Below are 16,186 nucleotides of genomic sequence, written 5' to 3' on the forward strand. Positions count from 1 at the left end.
CCGGGTGAAGTCGGAGCGCCTGATCGCGTTGCTGTTCACGCTGCAAGCGCGGCGTAGCGCCACCGCCGGGCAGCTGGCCGCGATCCTGGAGGTCTCCGAGCGAACGATTCTCCGCGACGTGGCAGCGCTGCAGGCCGCGGGCGTTCCGCTCTACTCCGAACCGGGGCGCGGTGGCGGCATCCGGCTGCTCGACGGATGGCGTACGCGGCTGGACGGGCTCACCGGACCGGAGGCGGCTGCGCTGTTCGTCAGCGGCGTCCCGGCCGCGCTGGCCGATCTCGGGCTGGCCGGTGCGGCGACCACCGCGCAGGCCAAGCTGCTGGCGACGTTGCCGGACGACGCCCGCGAACGCGCCCGGGACCTGGGTGAACGGTTCCACCTGGACGCGCCCGGCTGGTTCCACCGCGACGAGCCACTGCCCCACCTCGCCGACGTGGCGACCGCCGTCTTCGACCGGCAACGGCTGCGGATCAGCTACGAGCGCGGCCGGCAGCTCGTCCACCGGACCGTCGACCCGCTCGGGCTCGTCCTCAAAGCCGGTGTCTGGTACGCCGTCGCCGCCGTCAGTACCGGTGACCTGCGCACCTACCGAGTAGCCCGGATCCGCTCGGTCGATCGGATCGGCGAGCAGTTCGAGCGCCCGGACGGATTCGTGCTCGCGGAGTACTGGGCTCAGTCGGCCGCGGAGTTCGACCGCAGCATCCTGCACGCCACCGTCCGGATCAGAGTGCCGGTCCGGGTGCTGCCGGACCTGGCCCGCCATCTTGGCCGCACCTCGGTGGAAGAGCTGGGCGCGGTCGGCCCGCCCGACGCGGACGGCTGGGTTGAGGCGGAGGTGCTGGTCGAGACGCTGCACATCGCCCAGCATCAGCTGATCGCGCTGGCCCCCGATGTGGAGGTCCTCGATCCGCCGGAGCTGCGGGCGGCACTGGCCGAGGTCGGCCGGAAGCTCGCCGCCCGCAACTCCGTTGGGAACGCCGCCGGTTAACGCCACTTAGCGTCGTCGATCACTTCCTGGCTCTCCAGGTCGTTGACGGCGGCGTACGCCCAGAAGTCGGGCCGGGTGCCGTCGGTGTCGACGACGGCGTACTCCTTGGCCAGCCGGCCGCTGCTGAGGGTCTGCCCGGCGAACCGGGCGGCGTCGGGATCGGCGGCCAGCGCGGCGACGCCCCGGCCCAGGTACGCAGGCGACTCCGACAACGAGAAGTGCGGATTGTCCGGGCCGGCGGCGTCCCGCCAGGTGGCCTCGGTGACGCCGAAATGGTCCAGCATCGCCTCGGACCGCAGGAATCCCGGCGTCACCCCGACCGCCACACAGCCGACCTTCGCCAGTTCCTCGCCCTGCGCCATCGCGATGCGGTTGATCGACGCCTTCACGAGGTCGTAGAAGAACTCACCCCGGTACGCCCGGTTGAACTCGGCGGTGCCGTCGGTGACCTCGATCAGCAGCCCGCCCGGCCGGGCACTCAGCAGTCCGAGCGCGTAATGGCTGGTGATGATGTGCGTACGCAGGCCGAGGTCCAGCATGCGCAGGCCCTTGCCGAGGTCGTGCTCCCACAGTGGCTTGTCCCATTCGGAGAACGGGTCGCCGCCCCAGATGTCGTTGACGAGCACGTCGAGACGGCCCTGCTCGTCGCGTATGCGGGCGACCAGCGCCTCGACCTGCTCGGGGACGAGATGGTCGACTTCGACGGCGTACGCCGTGCCGCCCGCTGCGGTGATCAGCTCGGCGGTCTCTTCGATCGTCTCCGGGCGGCTCATCTCCGACTGCTTCACACGGGTGGTGCGTCCGGTGGCGTACACGGTGGCTCCGGCCAGCCCGAGGTGCACCGCGATGGCCCGCCCGCAGCCACGGGTCGCACCCGCCACCAGGACGACCCGGCCTTTCAAGGGTGTGTTCATACCGGCCAGCGTCCCCGCCAAACCGGACAACCACCGTCAGGTTTGGCGGGGAGATCACGCTGCCGGTCAGGCGACCGGCGTCCGCTCCCGCACCGGGGTCCGCGCGACCGGCTGAGCCTTGCGGCCGCGCCAGACCCGCCACAGCATCCGCGGCGACATCAGCTGCTGCGGGCTGATCAGGAAGTTGACCGCCTTGAGGAAGGTCCGCCCGACGAACGGGTCGGCCTGCGCCGCGACGTGCACCTTCGACAGGTACGCGTTGAGCAGCTTGACCCGGCCGGTCCGCCGGCCCGGCACGTGCGGGAACCGCAGATCGCCGGAGACGGTGATGTCCCACGGCGTGTCCACGATGGCGGTCACGCCCGCGAAGTAGCGCTTGGTCAGCCCGGCGGTCCCCGAGCGCAGGCACTGGCCGAGCCACTGCGCCGCCATCGCGGCCGTCGTCATGCCCTGCCCGTACGCCGGGTTGAAGCAGCACAGCGAGTCGCCGAGGGCCAGGTAACCCTCCGGAAGCCGCTCGCAGCGCTCATAGCGGCGACGGGCGCTGGGGCCGATGCGGAACCGGGTCGGTTCGGTCAGCGGCTCGGCAGTGGCCAGCAGCCGGGCCAGTTCGGGCCCGTCGAGCCGGGCGGCGAACGCCTCGAATCCGGGGCCGTCCGACGGCGGGATGTCGTCGTTGACCCCCATCAACGTGACGATCCAGCGGTCGCCTTCGGCGGCGAGCGTGCCGGTGCTCGTCGGGTTGGCCGGGTGGTGGCCGACGACGATCGCGGCGTAGTCCTGGGCGGCCGGGTCACGGCGGTACTCCCGGGTGACGTAGACCAGACCGGCCTTGACCGTGTCCTCCGGCGGGGCGGCGTACCCGTGCTCGGTCAGCCAGGCTGGACCGCGGTTGCTGCGCCCGGTGGCGTCCACGACCACGTCGGCCGGCAGGATCTCGTCCTGGGTGCGTACGCCAGTGACCCGGCCGTCGGCGACGGTCAGCCCGTCGACGGCGACCCCGGACCGGATCTCGACCTTGGGCAGCGCGGCGACCCGGCTGCGGATGTACGCCTCCAGCGTCGGGCGGCTCACGCACAGCGCGGTCATGTCCGACGGGGCACGCAGCATCCGGCGGCCGTCGTTGTACCAGACCACGTCGGCGTGGGTGTCGGCGGTGACCGCGCCCCGGGCGACGAGATCGGCGGTGAAGCCGGGCAGCAGGTCGTCGAGGATCGCGCGGCCCTTGTCGAGCAGCCCGTGCGCGTGCCGGCTCTGCGGTACGCCCTTGCGGTGGACCGCCGGCTCGAACGCTCGAGCCGGGAGTGCGGACGAAGAGCCGGTGCCCAGTGGCACCGCCGCCATCGGAAGCTCGTCGCGGTCGAGGATCAGGACGTGGTCGAACGTGTCGGCGAGGACTCGCGCGGCCAGCAGGCCCGCGACGCTCCCGCCGACGACGATCGCCCGGCCGGTCCCGGCGGAAGAGTCGGTGCCGGCGGAAGAGTTAGCGGAATGACTGGAGGGGTGCATCGTGAACTCCTGGAAGCGCTTGTGGCGTAACGGATTGGCGAAAGTTAGCCAGCCGCGAGGCATCCAGGGAAAGGAATATGGCGTCAGGTGATAGACAATGTGCAGTGCGCCACAGTGGACAGGCAGTCATCAATGCCACGGAATCGGGCGTACCGCAGAGTGCCGTGACGCTTTCACGACATCGCCGCTCATCCCTGTGAAGGAGTCACCGTTCCGTCGATCGGGTCACCCGACTCGAGGTACACCGTCGCCCCCGCCGCCCGCGCCCGCACCGCCGCGGCGACCCGCTTGGTCAGGATCGGCGGCAGCAACCCGGCCGTCTCGTTGACCTCGTCGTCCACCCGGCAGAACCGATAGCCGCGCAGCTCCTCCGGCTGCAGCCGGATGGCGGCCACGTCGGCCTCGGTGAGCACCCCGCCGTCGAACACGAACGCCATCAGGTCGATCGTCCGGCGACCCCGGGGCGGCGACCAGTCGACGACCAGCAGCCGGCCCAGCGCCCGGTCCAACCCCAGCTCCTCGAGAACCTCGCGGTGCGCCCCGGCCAGCGGCGGCTCGTTGCGCTCGACCACGCCGCCCGGAATCTCCCAGTGGTCCTTGTAGGACGGCTCGACGATCAGCACCCGGCCGGCCTCGTCGAAGAAGACCGCGCCCGAACCGAGGATCTTGTGCGGCAACGACCGGTAGTGCTCGGCCGACGCGCGGCGTACCGGCAGCTGATGCTGGACCTCGCGGCCGTAGGCGACGAACCCGGCCCGGCGCAGGATCGGGCTCGACGTGCCGATACGCGCCTTCACGAGGGCGAATCTCGCGCCGAGCGCGGCGGCCTGGGCGAGCCGGACCGCCAGCAGCGCCCGGTACGCCCCCCGCCCGCGCGCGTCGGCGAGCACACCGCCGCCCCAGAGCTTGGCGACGCCGCCGTCGACGGTGAGCCCGGCCGAGCCGACCGGCCGCCCGTCGATCCGGGCCAGATACCGGAAGACCGTCCGATCCGGACCGGCCGCCACCTGCGTGGCCAGCTCAGCGGCTTCGGCGTCGGCGAACTCCGGCGACGGCAAAGGCTGGCCGAACGCGGCCGAAGCGACCGCGTACGCCTCCGCGAGCTGCTCGGGCGTGTCCACCCGCTCCACCGTCACATCGGCCGGGACGGCCAGCTCCGGCAGTCCCCCACTCAGGTCGTACGCACTGATGTCGTGCTCGCCGACGATCTCGCTGCCCCGCCGGGTCAGCTCGTCGCCCAGGTCGGCCGGGACGGTCGCCGGATGGACGGAGAACACGACGGCGTCGCCGCCGTTGACGCCGGTCAGCCGCAGCGCCTGGGTCACCAGCCGGGCCGGGTCGTCGCCGTACGCCCGCTGGACGGTTCCCTTGCCCTCATGGACGGCCACGGTCACGTCGTCGCTGCTCGCGACGATCGCGTCGTACGGCGTCCACACCCAGGCCGCCGCGGCGGCGAGGGCCTCGTCGCGCAGCTCGTGTTCTCCCATGAGCGTGCATGCTGCCACAGCGGACGGTCGTCTGGTGGCATCGCCGATCTTTCGCCGCCTCCGGTCGCCGGTGTACTCTCGCCGCACCCCGCCTCCCCCAGGAGCCGCCCGTGCCCCCCATCCACTCGCGGCGCCTCGTCCCGGCGCTGCTCGGTGCGGTCGTCGCCGCGCTGCTGCTGACCGGCTGCACCGGCGGCCCGCAGGCGGCCTCGCCCGGCGTGACCGAGCCGGGCTCGCCGACGCCGGAGATCAGCAGCCCCGTGCCGTCCCCGTCGCCGGCCGAGACCCCGTCGCCGATGCCGACGCCGTCACCGACCCGCAAGCCGTCGCCCAAGCCGAGCCCGACCAGGTCGCGTACCGAGTCGGGGGCGTTGTCCTGCAAGTCCACGGTGCCGCTGGTCCGCTCGCAGGCCACCGGGCACGGCCCGGCCGGCTCGGTCAGCGTCACGGGTACGCAGAACGTGGCGCTCACCTTCGACGACGGCCCGGACCCGATCAACACCCCGAAGATGCTGGACATGCTCAAGCAGTGCGGGGTGAAGGCGACGTTCTGCCTGGTCGGCTTCCGGGCCCGGGACCATCCCGACCTCGTGCGCCGGATCGTCGCCGAAGGACACACGGTGTGCAACCACTCGTGGCAGCACCTGCTGGACCTGGCCGCCGACAAGCGGACCGACGCGTACATCAAGCGGGATCTGGAGCACACCAACGAGGTCATCCACGCGGCCGCGCCGGACGCGAAGATCCGCTACTTCCGGGCGCCGGGCGGTAACTTCACGACCCGGCTGGTGCAGATCGCCAAGGATCTCGGCATGACCTCGATCTACTGGTCGCTGGATCCCCGCGACTGGGAGAGCAGCAAGTACGGCACCGGCTCGTCGATGACCAACCACGTCATCAGCGCGGTCGAAAGCGGCGTACGCCCCGGGTCGATCGTGCTGTCGCACGACAACGGCAAGCCGACCACCATCGCGGCGTACCGGGTGCTGCTGCCCTGGCTCAAGGCCAGGTTCCGGCTGATCGCACTGCCGACCGAGACCTGATCACCCGAAGCCGGGCACGATTAGGGGGACGCCCGCGTCCGGACGTCCCCCTGGGTGTCTCGATCAGTAGCCGCTGTTGCTCATCGACGACAGGATCGTGCCGCAGCAGCAGCACAGGATGATCAGCGCCGGCAGGCCGAGGCCGAGGATCAGCGCAAGGGTCTTGTTCGGCGACTCCACGGGGGTGGTGCCGATCGCGCCCGCGCCGAAGGCCCATGGCGGCGACGCGTAGAAGACCTGCGCCTCACCGTAGCTGTTGTCGACGACGATGCTGGCCTCGCCGACCTTCCACAGGTACGGGATCCAGATGGTGATGTGGTGCTGCCCCGGCGCGGCCGGGATCGCGTTGTCGCCCCACTGCAGCCGGTGCTGCTGGCCGTCGATGACCAGCCACGGCTTGAAGAAGGCGAACATGAACGCCAGCCAGAAGTACTTGGTCGAGATCCGAATCATGAGCGCACACCCTAGTGCATCAATGCGAACCGGTGTCACGTGCGTGTCACGCATCTGCGAAATCCCTGGCACAAGCGGTTTTCCGGGCTCTATAACGGTCAGGTGATCAAGTATCCGCGGACGCCCCACCTGGCCGGATCGCGTCTGCAGCCCGGCGACCACGACCTCGCGCAGGCGCCGTTCGACGCCGTACGCGGCCGGCATCTGGTCGTCGAGGAGAAGCTCGACGGTGCCAACGCCGGGATCAGTTTCGACGCCGGCGGCCGCCTGCTGCTGCAGTCGCGGGGCCACTACCTGACCGGCGGTCCCCGCGAGAAGCAGTTCGCCCCGCTGAAGTCGTGGGCGGCGACCGTCGCCGACCGGCTGCGCCCGGTGCTCGGCGACCGGTTCGTGCTCTACGGCGAATGGCTGTACGCCAAGCACACCGTCTTCTACGACGCGCTGCCGCACTACTTCTGCGAATTCGATGTGTTCGATGTGCGTACCAGCGAGTTCTTGAGCACGCCACGCCGCCGCGAGATGCTCGCGGGTCTGCCGGTGACGAGCGTGCCGGTGCTGCGCGAAGGCCGCTTCACCACGGCGGCTGAGCTGACCGCGCTGGTCGGGCCGTCGACCTGCCGGACCGCCGCGTGGCGCGAGAATCTGCGCGCGGCCGCGGCGGAGGCCGGGACCGACACCGATCGGGTCGTCGCGGAGACCGACCGCGCCGACGAGATGGAAGGCCTCTACCTCAAGGTTGAGGAGGACGGCCGGGTGGTCGAACGCTACAAGTGGGTGCGCGCGAGCTTCCTGACCGCCGTCTTGGACTCCGGCACCCATTGGGCCGACCGCCCGATCGTGCCCAACCGGCTCGCCGACCCGGAGGCGCTCTATGCCCATCTTTGACGAACTCTGCCCGCGCGGACCGGAATGGACCGTCGACTGGCCGCGACTGCGCACGGCGTTCGCGTGGCTGCGCCGCCTCGAAGGCGTCGAGCAGGACCCGCGCCACCACGCGGAGGGCGACGTCGCCACCCACACGCGGCTGGCGGCCGAGGCGCTCGCCGCCCTGCCATCGTGGCGCGCGCTCGATCCGGACCATCGGGTACGCCTGTTCGCGGCGGTCCTGCTCCACGACGTCGCGAAACCATTCTGTACGCAGACCGAGGCCGACGGGTCGGTGACGGCGCACGGGCATTCCCGGCGCGGTGAGTTGCTGGCGCGGCGGATCCTGTGGGAGCTGGACGCTCCGCTCGGGTTCCGGGAACAGGTGGCGGCGCTCGTGCGGCACCACCAGATCCCGTTCTGGGCGCTGGAGCGCGACGACGTGGAACAGATCGTGCTGCGCGTCTCGATCACCGCGCGCAACGACGACCTGGCGATGCTGGCGACCGCCGACATCCTCGGCCGGGTGTGCACGGACGCGTCCTCGGTGCTCGACAACATCGAGCTGTTCCGGGAGTACTGCGCCGACCTCGGGGTGCTGGACCGGCCGTGGCCGTTCGCCAACGACCACTCCCGCTACGGCTACTTCGCGACCCCCGGGCGTGATCCGCGCTGGGCGGCGTACGACGACACGACCTTCACCGTGACGGTGATGTCCGGGCTGCCCGGCGTCGGCAAGGACACCTACCTTGCGGGCCTGGACCTGCCGGTGATCAGCCTCGACGCGCTGCGTGCTTCGTTAGGCGTCCGGGCTTCTTCTCCGCAAGGCCCCGTGCTCGCGGCGGCCCGATCGGCGGCGCGAACGCTGCTGCGGACGCGGACCCCGTTCGTGTGGAACGCGACCAACGTGTCCCGCCAGGTACGCCAGCAGATCATCTCGCTCGCCGCCGGCTACGGCGCCCGCGTCCACGTCGTGTCGCTCGAAGCCCCGCCCGGCGCCATTTCGGCGCGCAACTCCGCGCGTACGTCGCCGGTGCCGGCCGCCGCCGTCGAGCGCATGATCGGCCGCTGGGAGACCCCGGATCTGACCGAGGCCCACGCCGTGTCCTGGATCGACACCCGGGTCTGACGGCGGTGCCGGACCGGCCGTCCTGTCGGCCCTGGACGGTATCTTGGGGATCATGGAGATCGTCCCCCGGTTCTCGCCCCCGGCGTCGACCTCGAAGCAGAGCTCCGGCGCGCTCATGCACCCCGTGCAGGAGTACACCGACTTCACCGAGGCCTGGCTGCGCAACCGGCGGCTGTCGGAGCACACCCGCGACGCCTACCGGCGGGACGTCACCTCCTTCCTGGCCTGGTGCGGCGAGCACGACATCGATCCCCGGTCGGTTAAGTTCACGCACGTCAACGAGTACGCCCGCGCGCTGGAGGCGACCGTCGACCCGCGTACCGGCAAGCCGCTCGCGCCGACGACGATCGCCCGGAAGCTGTCCGGCCTGTCCAGTTGGTACGACTTCCTGCTCAAACTGGAGGCGGTCACCGCCAACCCGGTCGGCGGCGCGGACCGGCCGCACGTCAGCCGTGACCACTCGACCACGATCGGGATGAGCCCGGCCGAGGTCGACGCCATCCTGCGGGCCGCCCGAGAGGACGGCGTCCGGGCGTACGCCATCATCGCGTTGCTCGCCGACCTGGGGCTACGCGTCAGCGAAGTGTGCGGACTCGACCTCGACGACCTCGGTCACGAACGCGGGCACCGGACCATCCGGTTCGTCGGCAAGGGCGGCCGTCCCCGCCGCCGGGCGCTGGCCCCGGGCACGGCGTCCGCCCTCGACGCGTACCTGGAAGCGCGGGCCGAGCTGGCCGGGGTCGCCGTCGAGGAACTGACCGGGCCGGTGTTCGTCACCGCCACCGGCGCGCCCGTTGACCGGCACGCCGTCAAACGACTCATCCCGCAGCTGGCCAAGCGCGCCGGGATCCCCAGCGCCGAGCACCTGTCGCCGCACTCGCTGCGGCACGCGTTCGCGACGACGGCCCGGGCCGAAGGCGTACCGCTGGAAGACGTGCAGGACGCCATGGGTCACGCCGACCCGCGGACGACCCGTCGCTACGACCGTGACCGGCACAACCTCGACCGCGACCCCTCGTACGCCATCTGGGCCGCCCGCGCCCGCCGCTCGTCGCCTTCGGAGCCCGCGTCGCCGGAAGACACATGATCAGGGTCATTTCCCTGTCGCCATGGCAACGGGGAAATGACCCTGATCATGAAATCGCCTCGGGTGTGGCTGTGTAACCGGCAGAGCTGCGTAACCGGTGGGGTGGCCGCCGGATCTGGCTTCGGGCGGCCACCCCACTCGGCGGCTACTCCTTCGGCAACGCGAACTCCACCAGATCCCGGTAACGCTGAACGGCCTGCCGCAGCCGTTCAGTGTCGCCTTCGCCGTCCTCCCACTCGGACAGGGCACGCTTACGCTCCGCCAGCGCCGCCGTCAGGCCCTCCAGCGCCTCGTCGGCGAGCGCCTGCGCATCCCGGGCCGCCGCCGCGGGATCGTCGACGAACCGCACCTGGACCTCGTGCCAGCGCCGCCGCAGATCCTCGGCCGCCGCCGCGTCCCACACGCCGGCCACGACCGGCAGCGGAGCCGCTGCTGCTGCCACGGGTGCCGCCGCGGTGGCTTCTTCCACCGCGTCGTCTGCCGTGTCGCCTGTCCCGTCGGCGACCGGCTCCACGTCGTGGCTTGCCGCCACCACAGCGTCTTCAGCCGCCACGTCACCGGCTTCTACGTCTTCGGCTTTGGCGTCGCCCGCATCGGCGGGCTCATCCGCCGATCCCTCGAAATGCCCCGCCTCGGCGAACGCGTCAGCGCCCGCGACCGCATCGGCGTCGTCTGCCTCGGCGACCGGGCCGCTGGCTTTGTCATCCGCCACGTCGGCGGGTTCATCGGCCGAGCCTTCGTAATGGCCAGCCTCAGTCGTCGCGTCAGCCTCTGCAGACGGATCGGCGTCGTCCGTCTCGGTCAGCGCGTCAGCCTCCGCCACCGAATCGGCAGCGCTGGCTTCGGCGTCCGCGGCGGCGGGGCCGTCGTCCTCGGTGATCGCGCCCGGCGACTCCGCCAGATCGGCCGCGTCAACCGTCTCGGCTGCATCCTCGTGTTCTGTCGCGCTTTCCGCCACGTCGTCTCCGACCACGTCGTCTCGGTCTTCGTCGTCCGCCGCGGAAACGTCAGTAGGCTCGTCAGCGGGTTCGTCAGCGGGTTCGTCGGCGACGCCGTCCAGGTCCGCCGCCTCAGCGACCGGCTCGTCCTCCGACGTTTCCGCAACCGCGTCGGCGGGGGGTTCCGCGTCGAGCGTGTCGTCCTGAGCGGACTCAGTCTCGTCGGCTGCTTCAGCGACCGGCTCGGCGTCGTCCGCCGACTCGTCGTCGCCGGGCGCATCCGTGTCGCCGGCGGTGTCGGCGAGCCCGTCACCGTCGTCTTCGTCGTCTTCGTCGTCCGCTGCGAGCGACGCCGGGTCGGCCTCGGCGACCGGCTCGTCGTCCGCGGTCTCGTCCCCGGGTGACTCGTCCGCTTCGGCGGAGTCCGCCTCCGCGACCGGATCATCCACATCGGATTCACCGTCGAGGGACTCACTGTCGACGGCGTCGCCGGGTTCCCGCTGTGCGGGCACCACCAACCGCTGCTCGTCGACCTCCGGGTCGGCGTCCGAAGCAGCGACGTGGTTGTCGATGTCGGCGGCGAAGTCGTCGATGACCTGCGGCTCCTCCTCCGGGCGACCCGAAGGTGCCAGCGGCCCCCGGATCTGGTCTGACTGCATAAGCTTTCCCCTTTCAGGCCGCGTCGATGGACGCGGTGAACTCATGCCGCGTCGTGGTACGCGGCGAACGGTGGGCCGCGTCGTGGGAGGCGCGGCGCGTCATGGCCGCGGAGCCGGGCGACCTTCGGCGGTCGGCTGCGGCCGTTGAGGTGGTACGGGCTCCTCGCCGAGCAGGTCGGCGACGAGCTCGCGATACTGCACTACCGCCTGCCGAAGCTCCTCGACGGACGCCTCATGGCGGCGGGCGCGCTCGCTGATCTCGTGAGCCCGCCGGTAGGCCGAAAGCGTTCGGGCATGGTCGACGGACAGCTGCGCGACCTGGTCGTCGTAATCTCCGGTCGGGTACCCGATCTCACCCACGAGCCGGGTCACGACCTCGTCGGCGGCGCCGACGGCGTCCTCGGGCGCGTCGACGAATCGCGCCTGGACCTCCTGCCATTCATCAGCGTATCTGCTCCGGGCCTCCGGCGTCAGTGGCCGAAGGTCGAGCTCGGCGTGCCGACGCTGCCGTTCGAGCAATTCCTTCTCGGCCGCCGCCTTGCTGTCGTGCTCGGTGACCAGCCGTTCGTATTCGTCGCCGAAGGTCGCCTGCAGTTTCCGGCTGCGCTGGATCCGGATCCCGACGACGACGGCCGCCACGACGATGGCGGCGACCACGAGCAACAGGATGACTTGTGCCGGTGACATGGCCTCTCCTTTCCGGGCGGGCCTCGCATACCCGATGGCCAGAGTTTTCAATCTGGGTGTGCGGCGGCGTCCGGACCGGCGCATGCTGTGGGCATGACCGACCAGACGAGGGTGGCGCGAGCGTTCGCCGGCATCGCCCGCTGCGTCCTGGCGGAATCGCCGGCGGCTGAGGTACTTCAGGTCTTCGCCGACAGTTGCGCTTCGGCGGTGGGGGTGCCGTCGATCGGGGTGAGCGTCGGGCCGGACGGCGACTGCCCGCCCGTCGTGGTCGCGTCCGACGAACGTGCGCATGTCTTGGAGGACTTGGTTTCCGGCGACGGGCCGACCCCGGCCGGCTACGTCCGCGGGCGTGGGCGGCCGCTGGTCAACACGCGGCTCCTGCCGCACGACGGCCGTTGGCCGGCCGTGGCCGAGAATGCGTTGGCCGTCGGCGTCGGGCTGGTCACCGTGCTGCCCTTGCGCGACGGTGACGACGTTCTGGGCACCATCACCTTGTACTGCGACGACTGGGTCGGCTTGGACGCGTCGCGGATCGAGATCGCCGAAGCGCTGGCCGTCACCGCGACGGCGGTTCTGATCGAAGCCCGTCGCCGGGACGCCTCCGCGGCCCGCGCCCGCCGGTTGAGCGAGGCGCTGGACCAGCGCGTCCGGGTGGAGCAGACGATCGGCCGGTTGGCCGAACGCTGGCAGGTCACGCCGGACGAGGCATACCACCGGATGCGGCTGGACGCCGAGGATCGAGGCGTGCCGGTCGACGCTCTGCTGAGGGAGGCGGCGTCCGCGGATCGGGGCTGACCGTATGAGTCCCCGTGACCAGCTTCGCGCCGCGATCCTGCTCGCCACCGCGATGGCCGAGCACGAACGGCAGTGCGCCGAACGATCGCAGCGGTTCGCCGAGCGGCACGAACGCCTCCTCGCCGCCGGCGCGTCCGAGCATCGTGACCTGCACGAACGGATGGTGACCGTCAACCGCGGGTCGGTCGACCGTCACCTTGCCGCCCGGCGCATCCATCTGGCTCACGCCGAGCGCTTACGGAAATGGCGGCTCGATCAGACGCCCGGCGCGGAGCCGCTCCTGTCCGCCATGGCGGAGATCGTCGGTGCGCCTGCCGCACTGACCCTCGTCGGACGCAACCTCGCCCAGGCGTACGCCTCCGCCTCCGATCGGATCGCCGAAGCGGCACAGGATCTGGAGTTGATGCTCAGCGAGGGACCCATGACCGACGCGGTTCGCGCCGGAGCGCCGGTCGTCGCCGAGGTGACCAGCGAATCCGACGCGCTGCGCTGGCCGCTCTACCTGCCGGCGCTGGCCGATCTCGGCGTACGGGAGGTCATCGCGGTGCCGGTCGGGTCCCGCTGGTCCTGTCTGGGCGCGCTCGCCGTGTTCGGTCCCGGGCACGCCGCCGCCACCGTCCGCCGACTGGGCCAGGTCGCCGATGCGCTGACCCAGTCGGTGCTGCTGGCCTCGGACGGCAGCGGCGGTTTTCCCTATCTGACCTTCTTCGACGTCGACGCCGGCCGCAGCACGCTCCACCAGGCGGTCGGCATGCTCTGCGAACGTCTGGGCTGCGACCCGGCCGACGCGCTGGCCCTGCTGCGCGCCCGGGCCTTCGCCGCCGGGCTGGCCGTCGAGACGGTTGCGGCCGGCGTGGTCCGGCGCGAGATCACACTGGACTGACCTCGCCTTGCGGCAAGGCCAGCTCCGGCCCGGCCCAGCGACGGCGCAGCCATCGGTCGTGCGAGGCGATGACGACCGCGCCGGGCGCGGTGCCCAGCGCCTGTTCCAGCTCGTCGGCCAGGGCCAGCGAGATGTGGTTGGTCGGCTCGTCCAGCAGCAGCAGATGCGGAGGTCGCACCAGCAGCAGGGCGAGCGCCACCCGCCGTCGCTGCCCCACGCTCAGCGCGCCCACCGGCCGGTCGAGATCACGCGGCGCCACGAGGCCCAGCTCCACGAGCGGCACCGCCGGGCCGCCCGACTCATACATCTCCCGAGGCGTACGCGTGAAGTCGGGCCACTCGTCGTCCTGCGCCAGCATGGCAGTACGCAGGCCGCGCCGGCGTAGGACGGTGCCTTCCCCGGCGTCGAGCCGGCCGGCGAGCACACTGAGCAACGTGGACTTTCCGCTGCCGTTCGCGCCGGTGATCAGCAGCCGCCCCGAGGCGTCCAGGTCGAGCCGGTCGAGCCGGACGCGTCCGGGCACGTGCAGACCGCGTACGGCGAGCACCGGGCCGTCCTCGGTAGCCGCCGACGCTGTCAACGCCGGAGCCCGGAACTCCAACGGTGCCGGCGGTTTGCGGATCTGCTCCCGTTCCAGCACCGCCAGGCGCTGCTGCGCGTTGCGTACGCGCCGGGAGACCACGGCCTCGATCGCGCGGGCCTTGGCGAAGGCGATGTTCTTGTCGCCGTCACGGGGCGCGCGCCCGGGGTGGCCGATCTGCCGCGCGGTCACGCGGACGGTGTGCCGCAGCAGGTTGATCTCGTCCTGCTGGGCGAGGAACGCCTGTTCCCAGCGGGCTCGCTCGGCTCGTTTCGCGCCGAGATAGTCGCTGTAGGTGCCGCGGTAGCGGGTCGGGCCGCGCCGGCCGGTCATGTGCTGCGCCGGGTCGAGGTCGACGATGTCGGTGCAGACCTCGTCGAGGAACACCCGGTCGTGGCTGGCCACCACGACGACGCCGGGTAGCGCTCGCAGCCGTTCCTCGACGAACGCGACCGCCTCGTCGTCGAGGTGGTTGGTCGGCTCGTCGAGCAGCAACGCCGACGGCTGCCGGACCAGGAGCGCGGCGAGCGCGACCCGGGACCGCTGGCCGCCCGACATCTCCCCGAGCCTCCGGTCGCGGCCGAGCGCGGCCAGGCCGAGCCCGTGGAGCACTTCGTCGGCGCGGCGGTCGGCGTCCCAGGCGCCGATCTCCTCGGCCCGGGTCAGCGCCTCCCCGTAGACGGCGACCGCGTCCGGGTCGTCGGCCGCCCGCTGGGCGGACTCCTCCAGTAGGGCCAGGACGGCCCGGCTCTCGGCCAGCGCTTCGGCGATCACGTCGCCGACCGTGTCCGTGGCGACGAACGGCAGCTCCTGGTGGAGCAGACCGAGATCCGGCGGCCGGACGATCTCGCCGGCGTCCGGGGTGTCCACTCCGGCCAGCAGCCGTAGCAGGGTCGACTTCCCGGCGCCGTTCTCGCCGACCAGGCCGATGCGCTGGCCGGGCGACGCGGTCAGGTGTACGCCGTCGAGCACGGCCCGGGGGCCGTAGAACTTCACAAGGTCACGAGCGACCAGAAAGGGATTCGCAGGCAAGAAAAGACACCACCGAAAGGGTCTGAAGGATGCCCGCCGGGTGTCGTCACCTCGGGCGCGGGCAGGTCGGTGGTGTCACAGCTCCATAGTGCGATCAGGCTAGCACGCTTCCGGGACGCGAGGAACGCCCCGGAAGCGTGCGGCAGGTCACCCTGCCTCAGCCTTTGCCGCCGGACGACGGCTTGCAGGTGAGGTTGATCGGCGTGCCGGCCGGGACGGCGGTGCCCGCCTTCGGCGTCTGCGCGGTCACGACGTACCCGTCCAGCGCGGTCACCACGTTGCCGGCCGGGTCCTTGCAGGTGATCGTCGAGAATCCGGCGTCGGTGAGGATCTGCTGCGCCGACGACCCCTTCTCCCCCACGACGTCCGGGACGGTGATCGTCACCGTGGACGGGCTGACCGACGGGGAGGGCGACGGCACGGTGCTGGCGCTGACCGTCGGAGTGGCACTCGCTCCGCCGGGCACCGCCGTCGCGGACGACGAGGCGGAGGCGGCAGCGGTCGGCGACGCGGGCGCTCCCGGCGTCGTGACGGCCACACTGGGCGACGGGGTGGCCGACGTCGACCCGGTGCCGTCGTCGCGGTTGCCCCAGTAGACGAATCCGGCCACGCAGCACAGCAGGAGAAGGAGCAGCAGGAGCAGCCACAGCCACCATGGGCGGCGCTTCTTCTCCGGCGTACCGGACGGGGGCGGTGGGGCGGCGGGCGGGGTGCTCGCCGGTCCCGACGAGGCCGGTTCGCTCGGTGCCGGCGTCTCGGTGGCTGGCGGCTCCGTCGCGGGCTGGTCCGCGGCCGGCGGCTCCGTCGCGGGCTGGTCCGCGGCCGGGGGTTCCGTCGCCGGTGGTTCGGTCGGCGGTTCGCTCGCCGACGGCCGGTACGCCGGGGCAGCCGGTGGTTCGGCGGCGAAGGCCTGCTCGGTCGGGGCGTCCGCCGGTGTTACGGCGTCGGCCTCCGGTGGGGCGTCGGACGACGCGGCGGCGCCACCGGCCGCAGCGGCTTCCGCAGCCGCGGCGGCTGCGGCGGCTGCCGCCCGGCGACGCCAGTTGATGTACCGGCCGCGCTCATCGCGCGGCGGGTTCGCTCGGGTGTCGAGCGGGAGGTCGGCGGCCTCGTTGTCAGACACTGACGCCTCTCAAGT

15 protein-coding genes are annotated in these 16,186 nt (G+C 71.7%); 7 read left to right on the plus strand and 8 right to left on the minus strand.

Annotation, left to right across the window (positions count from 1 at the left end; all coding sequences use genetic code 11):
• Positions 1 to 4: 4 nt before the first annotated feature.
• A complete protein-coding gene (locus AB0H43_RS09670) occupies positions 5 to 988 on the plus strand; it encodes a YafY family protein (protein WP_359998838.1) in 984 nt (327 codons plus the stop codon).
• Here the strand turns inward: AB0H43_RS09670 and AB0H43_RS09675 are convergent.
• The 3 genes from AB0H43_RS09675 to AB0H43_RS09685 all read right to left on the minus strand — a co-directional run bounded on the left by AB0H43_RS09675 (position 985) and on the right by AB0H43_RS09685 (position 4,898).
• A complete protein-coding gene (locus AB0H43_RS09675; RefSeq protein ID WP_359998840.1) occupies positions 985 to 1,902 on the minus strand; it encodes an SDR family oxidoreductase in 918 nt (305 codons plus the stop codon). The genes AB0H43_RS09670 and AB0H43_RS09675 overlap by 4 nt on opposite strands.
• 66 nt (positions 1,903 to 1,968) lie before the next feature.
• Positions 1,969 to 3,411 carry a squalene monooxygenase gene (locus AB0H43_RS09680; protein WP_359998841.1) on the minus strand — a complete coding sequence of 481 codons (1,443 nt, stop codon included), beginning with the start codon at positions 3,409 to 3,411 and terminating at the stop codon, positions 1,969 to 1,971.
• A gap of 188 nt (positions 3,412 to 3,599) precedes the next feature.
• Positions 3,600 to 4,898 carry a GNAT family N-acetyltransferase gene (locus AB0H43_RS09685; protein ID WP_359998842.1) on the minus strand — a complete coding sequence of 433 codons (1,299 nt, stop codon included), beginning with the start codon at positions 4,896 to 4,898 and terminating at the stop codon, positions 3,600 to 3,602.
• Between the two features lie 110 nt (positions 4,899 to 5,008).
• Between AB0H43_RS09685 and AB0H43_RS09690 the strand changes: the two genes are divergently transcribed.
• Positions 5,009 to 5,941 (plus strand): polysaccharide deacetylase family protein, encoded by a 933-nt coding sequence (locus AB0H43_RS09690; protein ID WP_359998843.1) that lies wholly within the window; start codon positions 5,009 to 5,011, stop codon positions 5,939 to 5,941.
• 63 nt (positions 5,942 to 6,004) lie between these two features.
• Here AB0H43_RS09690 and AB0H43_RS09695 read toward each other — a convergent pair whose 3' ends face one another.
• Positions 6,005 to 6,394 carry a hypothetical protein gene (locus AB0H43_RS09695; RefSeq protein WP_359998844.1) on the minus strand — a complete coding sequence of 130 codons (390 nt, stop codon included), beginning with the start codon at positions 6,392 to 6,394 and terminating at the stop codon, positions 6,005 to 6,007.
• A gap of 102 nt (positions 6,395 to 6,496) precedes the next feature.
• Here AB0H43_RS09695 and AB0H43_RS09700 point away from each other — a divergent pair, with 102 nt between their 5' ends.
• The 3 genes from AB0H43_RS09700 (at position 6,497) to AB0H43_RS09710 (ending at position 9,474) form a co-directional block, all read left to right on the plus strand.
• Positions 6,497 to 7,279 (plus strand): RNA ligase family protein, encoded by a 783-nt coding sequence (locus tag AB0H43_RS09700; protein ID WP_359998845.1) that lies wholly within the window; start codon positions 6,497 to 6,499, stop codon positions 7,277 to 7,279.
• A complete protein-coding gene (locus AB0H43_RS09705; RefSeq protein WP_359998846.1) occupies positions 7,266 to 8,387 on the plus strand; it encodes an AAA family ATPase in 1,122 nt (373 codons plus the stop codon). The genes AB0H43_RS09700 and AB0H43_RS09705 overlap by 14 nt, the downstream gene beginning before the upstream one ends.
• A 115-nt stretch (positions 8,388 to 8,502) precedes the next feature.
• The gene (locus AB0H43_RS09710) at positions 8,503 to 9,474 is read left to right on the plus strand and encodes a tyrosine-type recombinase/integrase (protein WP_359999315.1); all 972 of its coding nucleotides are present in this window, start codon (positions 8,503 to 8,505) and stop codon (positions 9,472 to 9,474) included.
• 145 nt (positions 9,475 to 9,619) lie between these two features.
• Here AB0H43_RS09710 and AB0H43_RS09715 read toward each other — a convergent pair whose 3' ends face one another.
• Together AB0H43_RS09715 and AB0H43_RS09720 are read right to left on the minus strand one after the other, a co-directional pair.
• Entirely contained in the window at positions 9,620 to 11,071 is a 1,452-nt protein-coding gene (locus tag AB0H43_RS09715; protein ID WP_359998847.1) for a hypothetical protein, read from the minus strand.
• A 99-nt stretch (positions 11,072 to 11,170) separates the two neighbouring features.
• The gene (locus tag AB0H43_RS09720; protein ID WP_359998848.1) at positions 11,171 to 11,758 is read right to left on the minus strand and encodes a hypothetical protein; all 588 of its coding nucleotides are present in this window, start codon (positions 11,756 to 11,758) and stop codon (positions 11,171 to 11,173) included.
• 93 nt (positions 11,759 to 11,851) lie between these two features.
• Here AB0H43_RS09720 and AB0H43_RS09725 point away from each other — a divergent pair, with 93 nt between their 5' ends.
• Both AB0H43_RS09725 and AB0H43_RS09730 read left to right on the plus strand, forming a co-directional pair.
• Positions 11,852 to 12,553 carry a GAF and ANTAR domain-containing protein gene (locus AB0H43_RS09725; protein WP_359998849.1) on the plus strand — a complete coding sequence of 234 codons (702 nt, stop codon included), beginning with the start codon at positions 11,852 to 11,854 and terminating at the stop codon, positions 12,551 to 12,553.
• Between the two features lie 4 nt (positions 12,554 to 12,557).
• A complete protein-coding gene (locus tag AB0H43_RS09730) occupies positions 12,558 to 13,436 on the plus strand; it encodes an ANTAR domain-containing protein (protein ID WP_359998850.1) in 879 nt (292 codons plus the stop codon).
• Here AB0H43_RS09730 and AB0H43_RS09735 read toward each other — a convergent pair.
• Entirely contained in the window at positions 13,423 to 15,012 is a 1,590-nt protein-coding gene (locus tag AB0H43_RS09735) for an ABC-F family ATP-binding cassette domain-containing protein (RefSeq protein WP_359998851.1), read from the minus strand. The two genes, AB0H43_RS09730 and AB0H43_RS09735, sit on opposite strands and share 14 nt — an antisense overlap.
• 193 nt (positions 15,013 to 15,205) lie before the next feature.
• On the minus strand, positions 15,206 to 16,171 hold the full coding sequence (locus AB0H43_RS09740) for a PASTA domain-containing protein (protein ID WP_359998852.1): 966 nt from the start codon (positions 16,169 to 16,171) through the stop codon (positions 15,206 to 15,208).
• Between the last annotated feature and the right edge of the window lie 15 nt (positions 16,172 to 16,186).

Source organism: Hamadaea sp. NPDC050747 (assembly GCF_040654195.1).
Lineage (GTDB): Bacteria > Actinomycetota > Actinomycetes > Mycobacteriales > Micromonosporaceae > Hamadaea.

Excerpts from the sequence above, each read along its gene's own strand:
- AB0H43_RS09685 (WP_359998842.1), bottom strand. The coding sequence starts at position 4,898 with ATGGGAGAACACGAGCTGCGCGACGAGGCCCTCGCCGCCGCGGCGGCC.
- AB0H43_RS09680 (WP_359998841.1), bottom strand. The coding sequence starts at position 3,411 with ATGCACCCCTCCAGTCATTCCGCTAACTCTTCCGCCGGCACCGACTCT.
- AB0H43_RS09715 (WP_359998847.1), bottom strand. The coding sequence starts at position 11,071 with ATGCAGTCAGACCAGATCCGGGGGCCGCTGGCACCTTCGGGTCGCCCG.
- AB0H43_RS09725 (WP_359998849.1), top strand. The coding sequence starts at position 11,852 with ATGACCGACCAGACGAGGGTGGCGCGAGCGTTCGCCGGCATCGCCCGC.
- AB0H43_RS09730 (WP_359998850.1), top strand. The coding sequence starts at position 12,558 with ATGAGTCCCCGTGACCAGCTTCGCGCCGCGATCCTGCTCGCCACCGCG.
- AB0H43_RS09695 (WP_359998844.1), bottom strand. The coding sequence starts at position 6,394 with ATGATTCGGATCTCGACCAAGTACTTCTGGCTGGCGTTCATGTTCGCC.
- AB0H43_RS09710 (WP_359999315.1), top strand. The coding sequence starts at position 8,503 with ATGCACCCCGTGCAGGAGTACACCGACTTCACCGAGGCCTGGCTGCGC.
- AB0H43_RS09720 (WP_359998848.1), bottom strand. The coding sequence starts at position 11,758 with ATGTCACCGGCACAAGTCATCCTGTTGCTCGTGGTCGCCGCCATCGTC.
- AB0H43_RS09705 (WP_359998846.1), top strand. The coding sequence starts at position 7,266 with ATGCCCATCTTTGACGAACTCTGCCCGCGCGGACCGGAATGGACCGTC.
- AB0H43_RS09675 (WP_359998840.1), bottom strand. The coding sequence starts at position 1,902 with ATGAACACACCCTTGAAAGGCCGGGTCGTCCTGGTGGCGGGTGCGACC.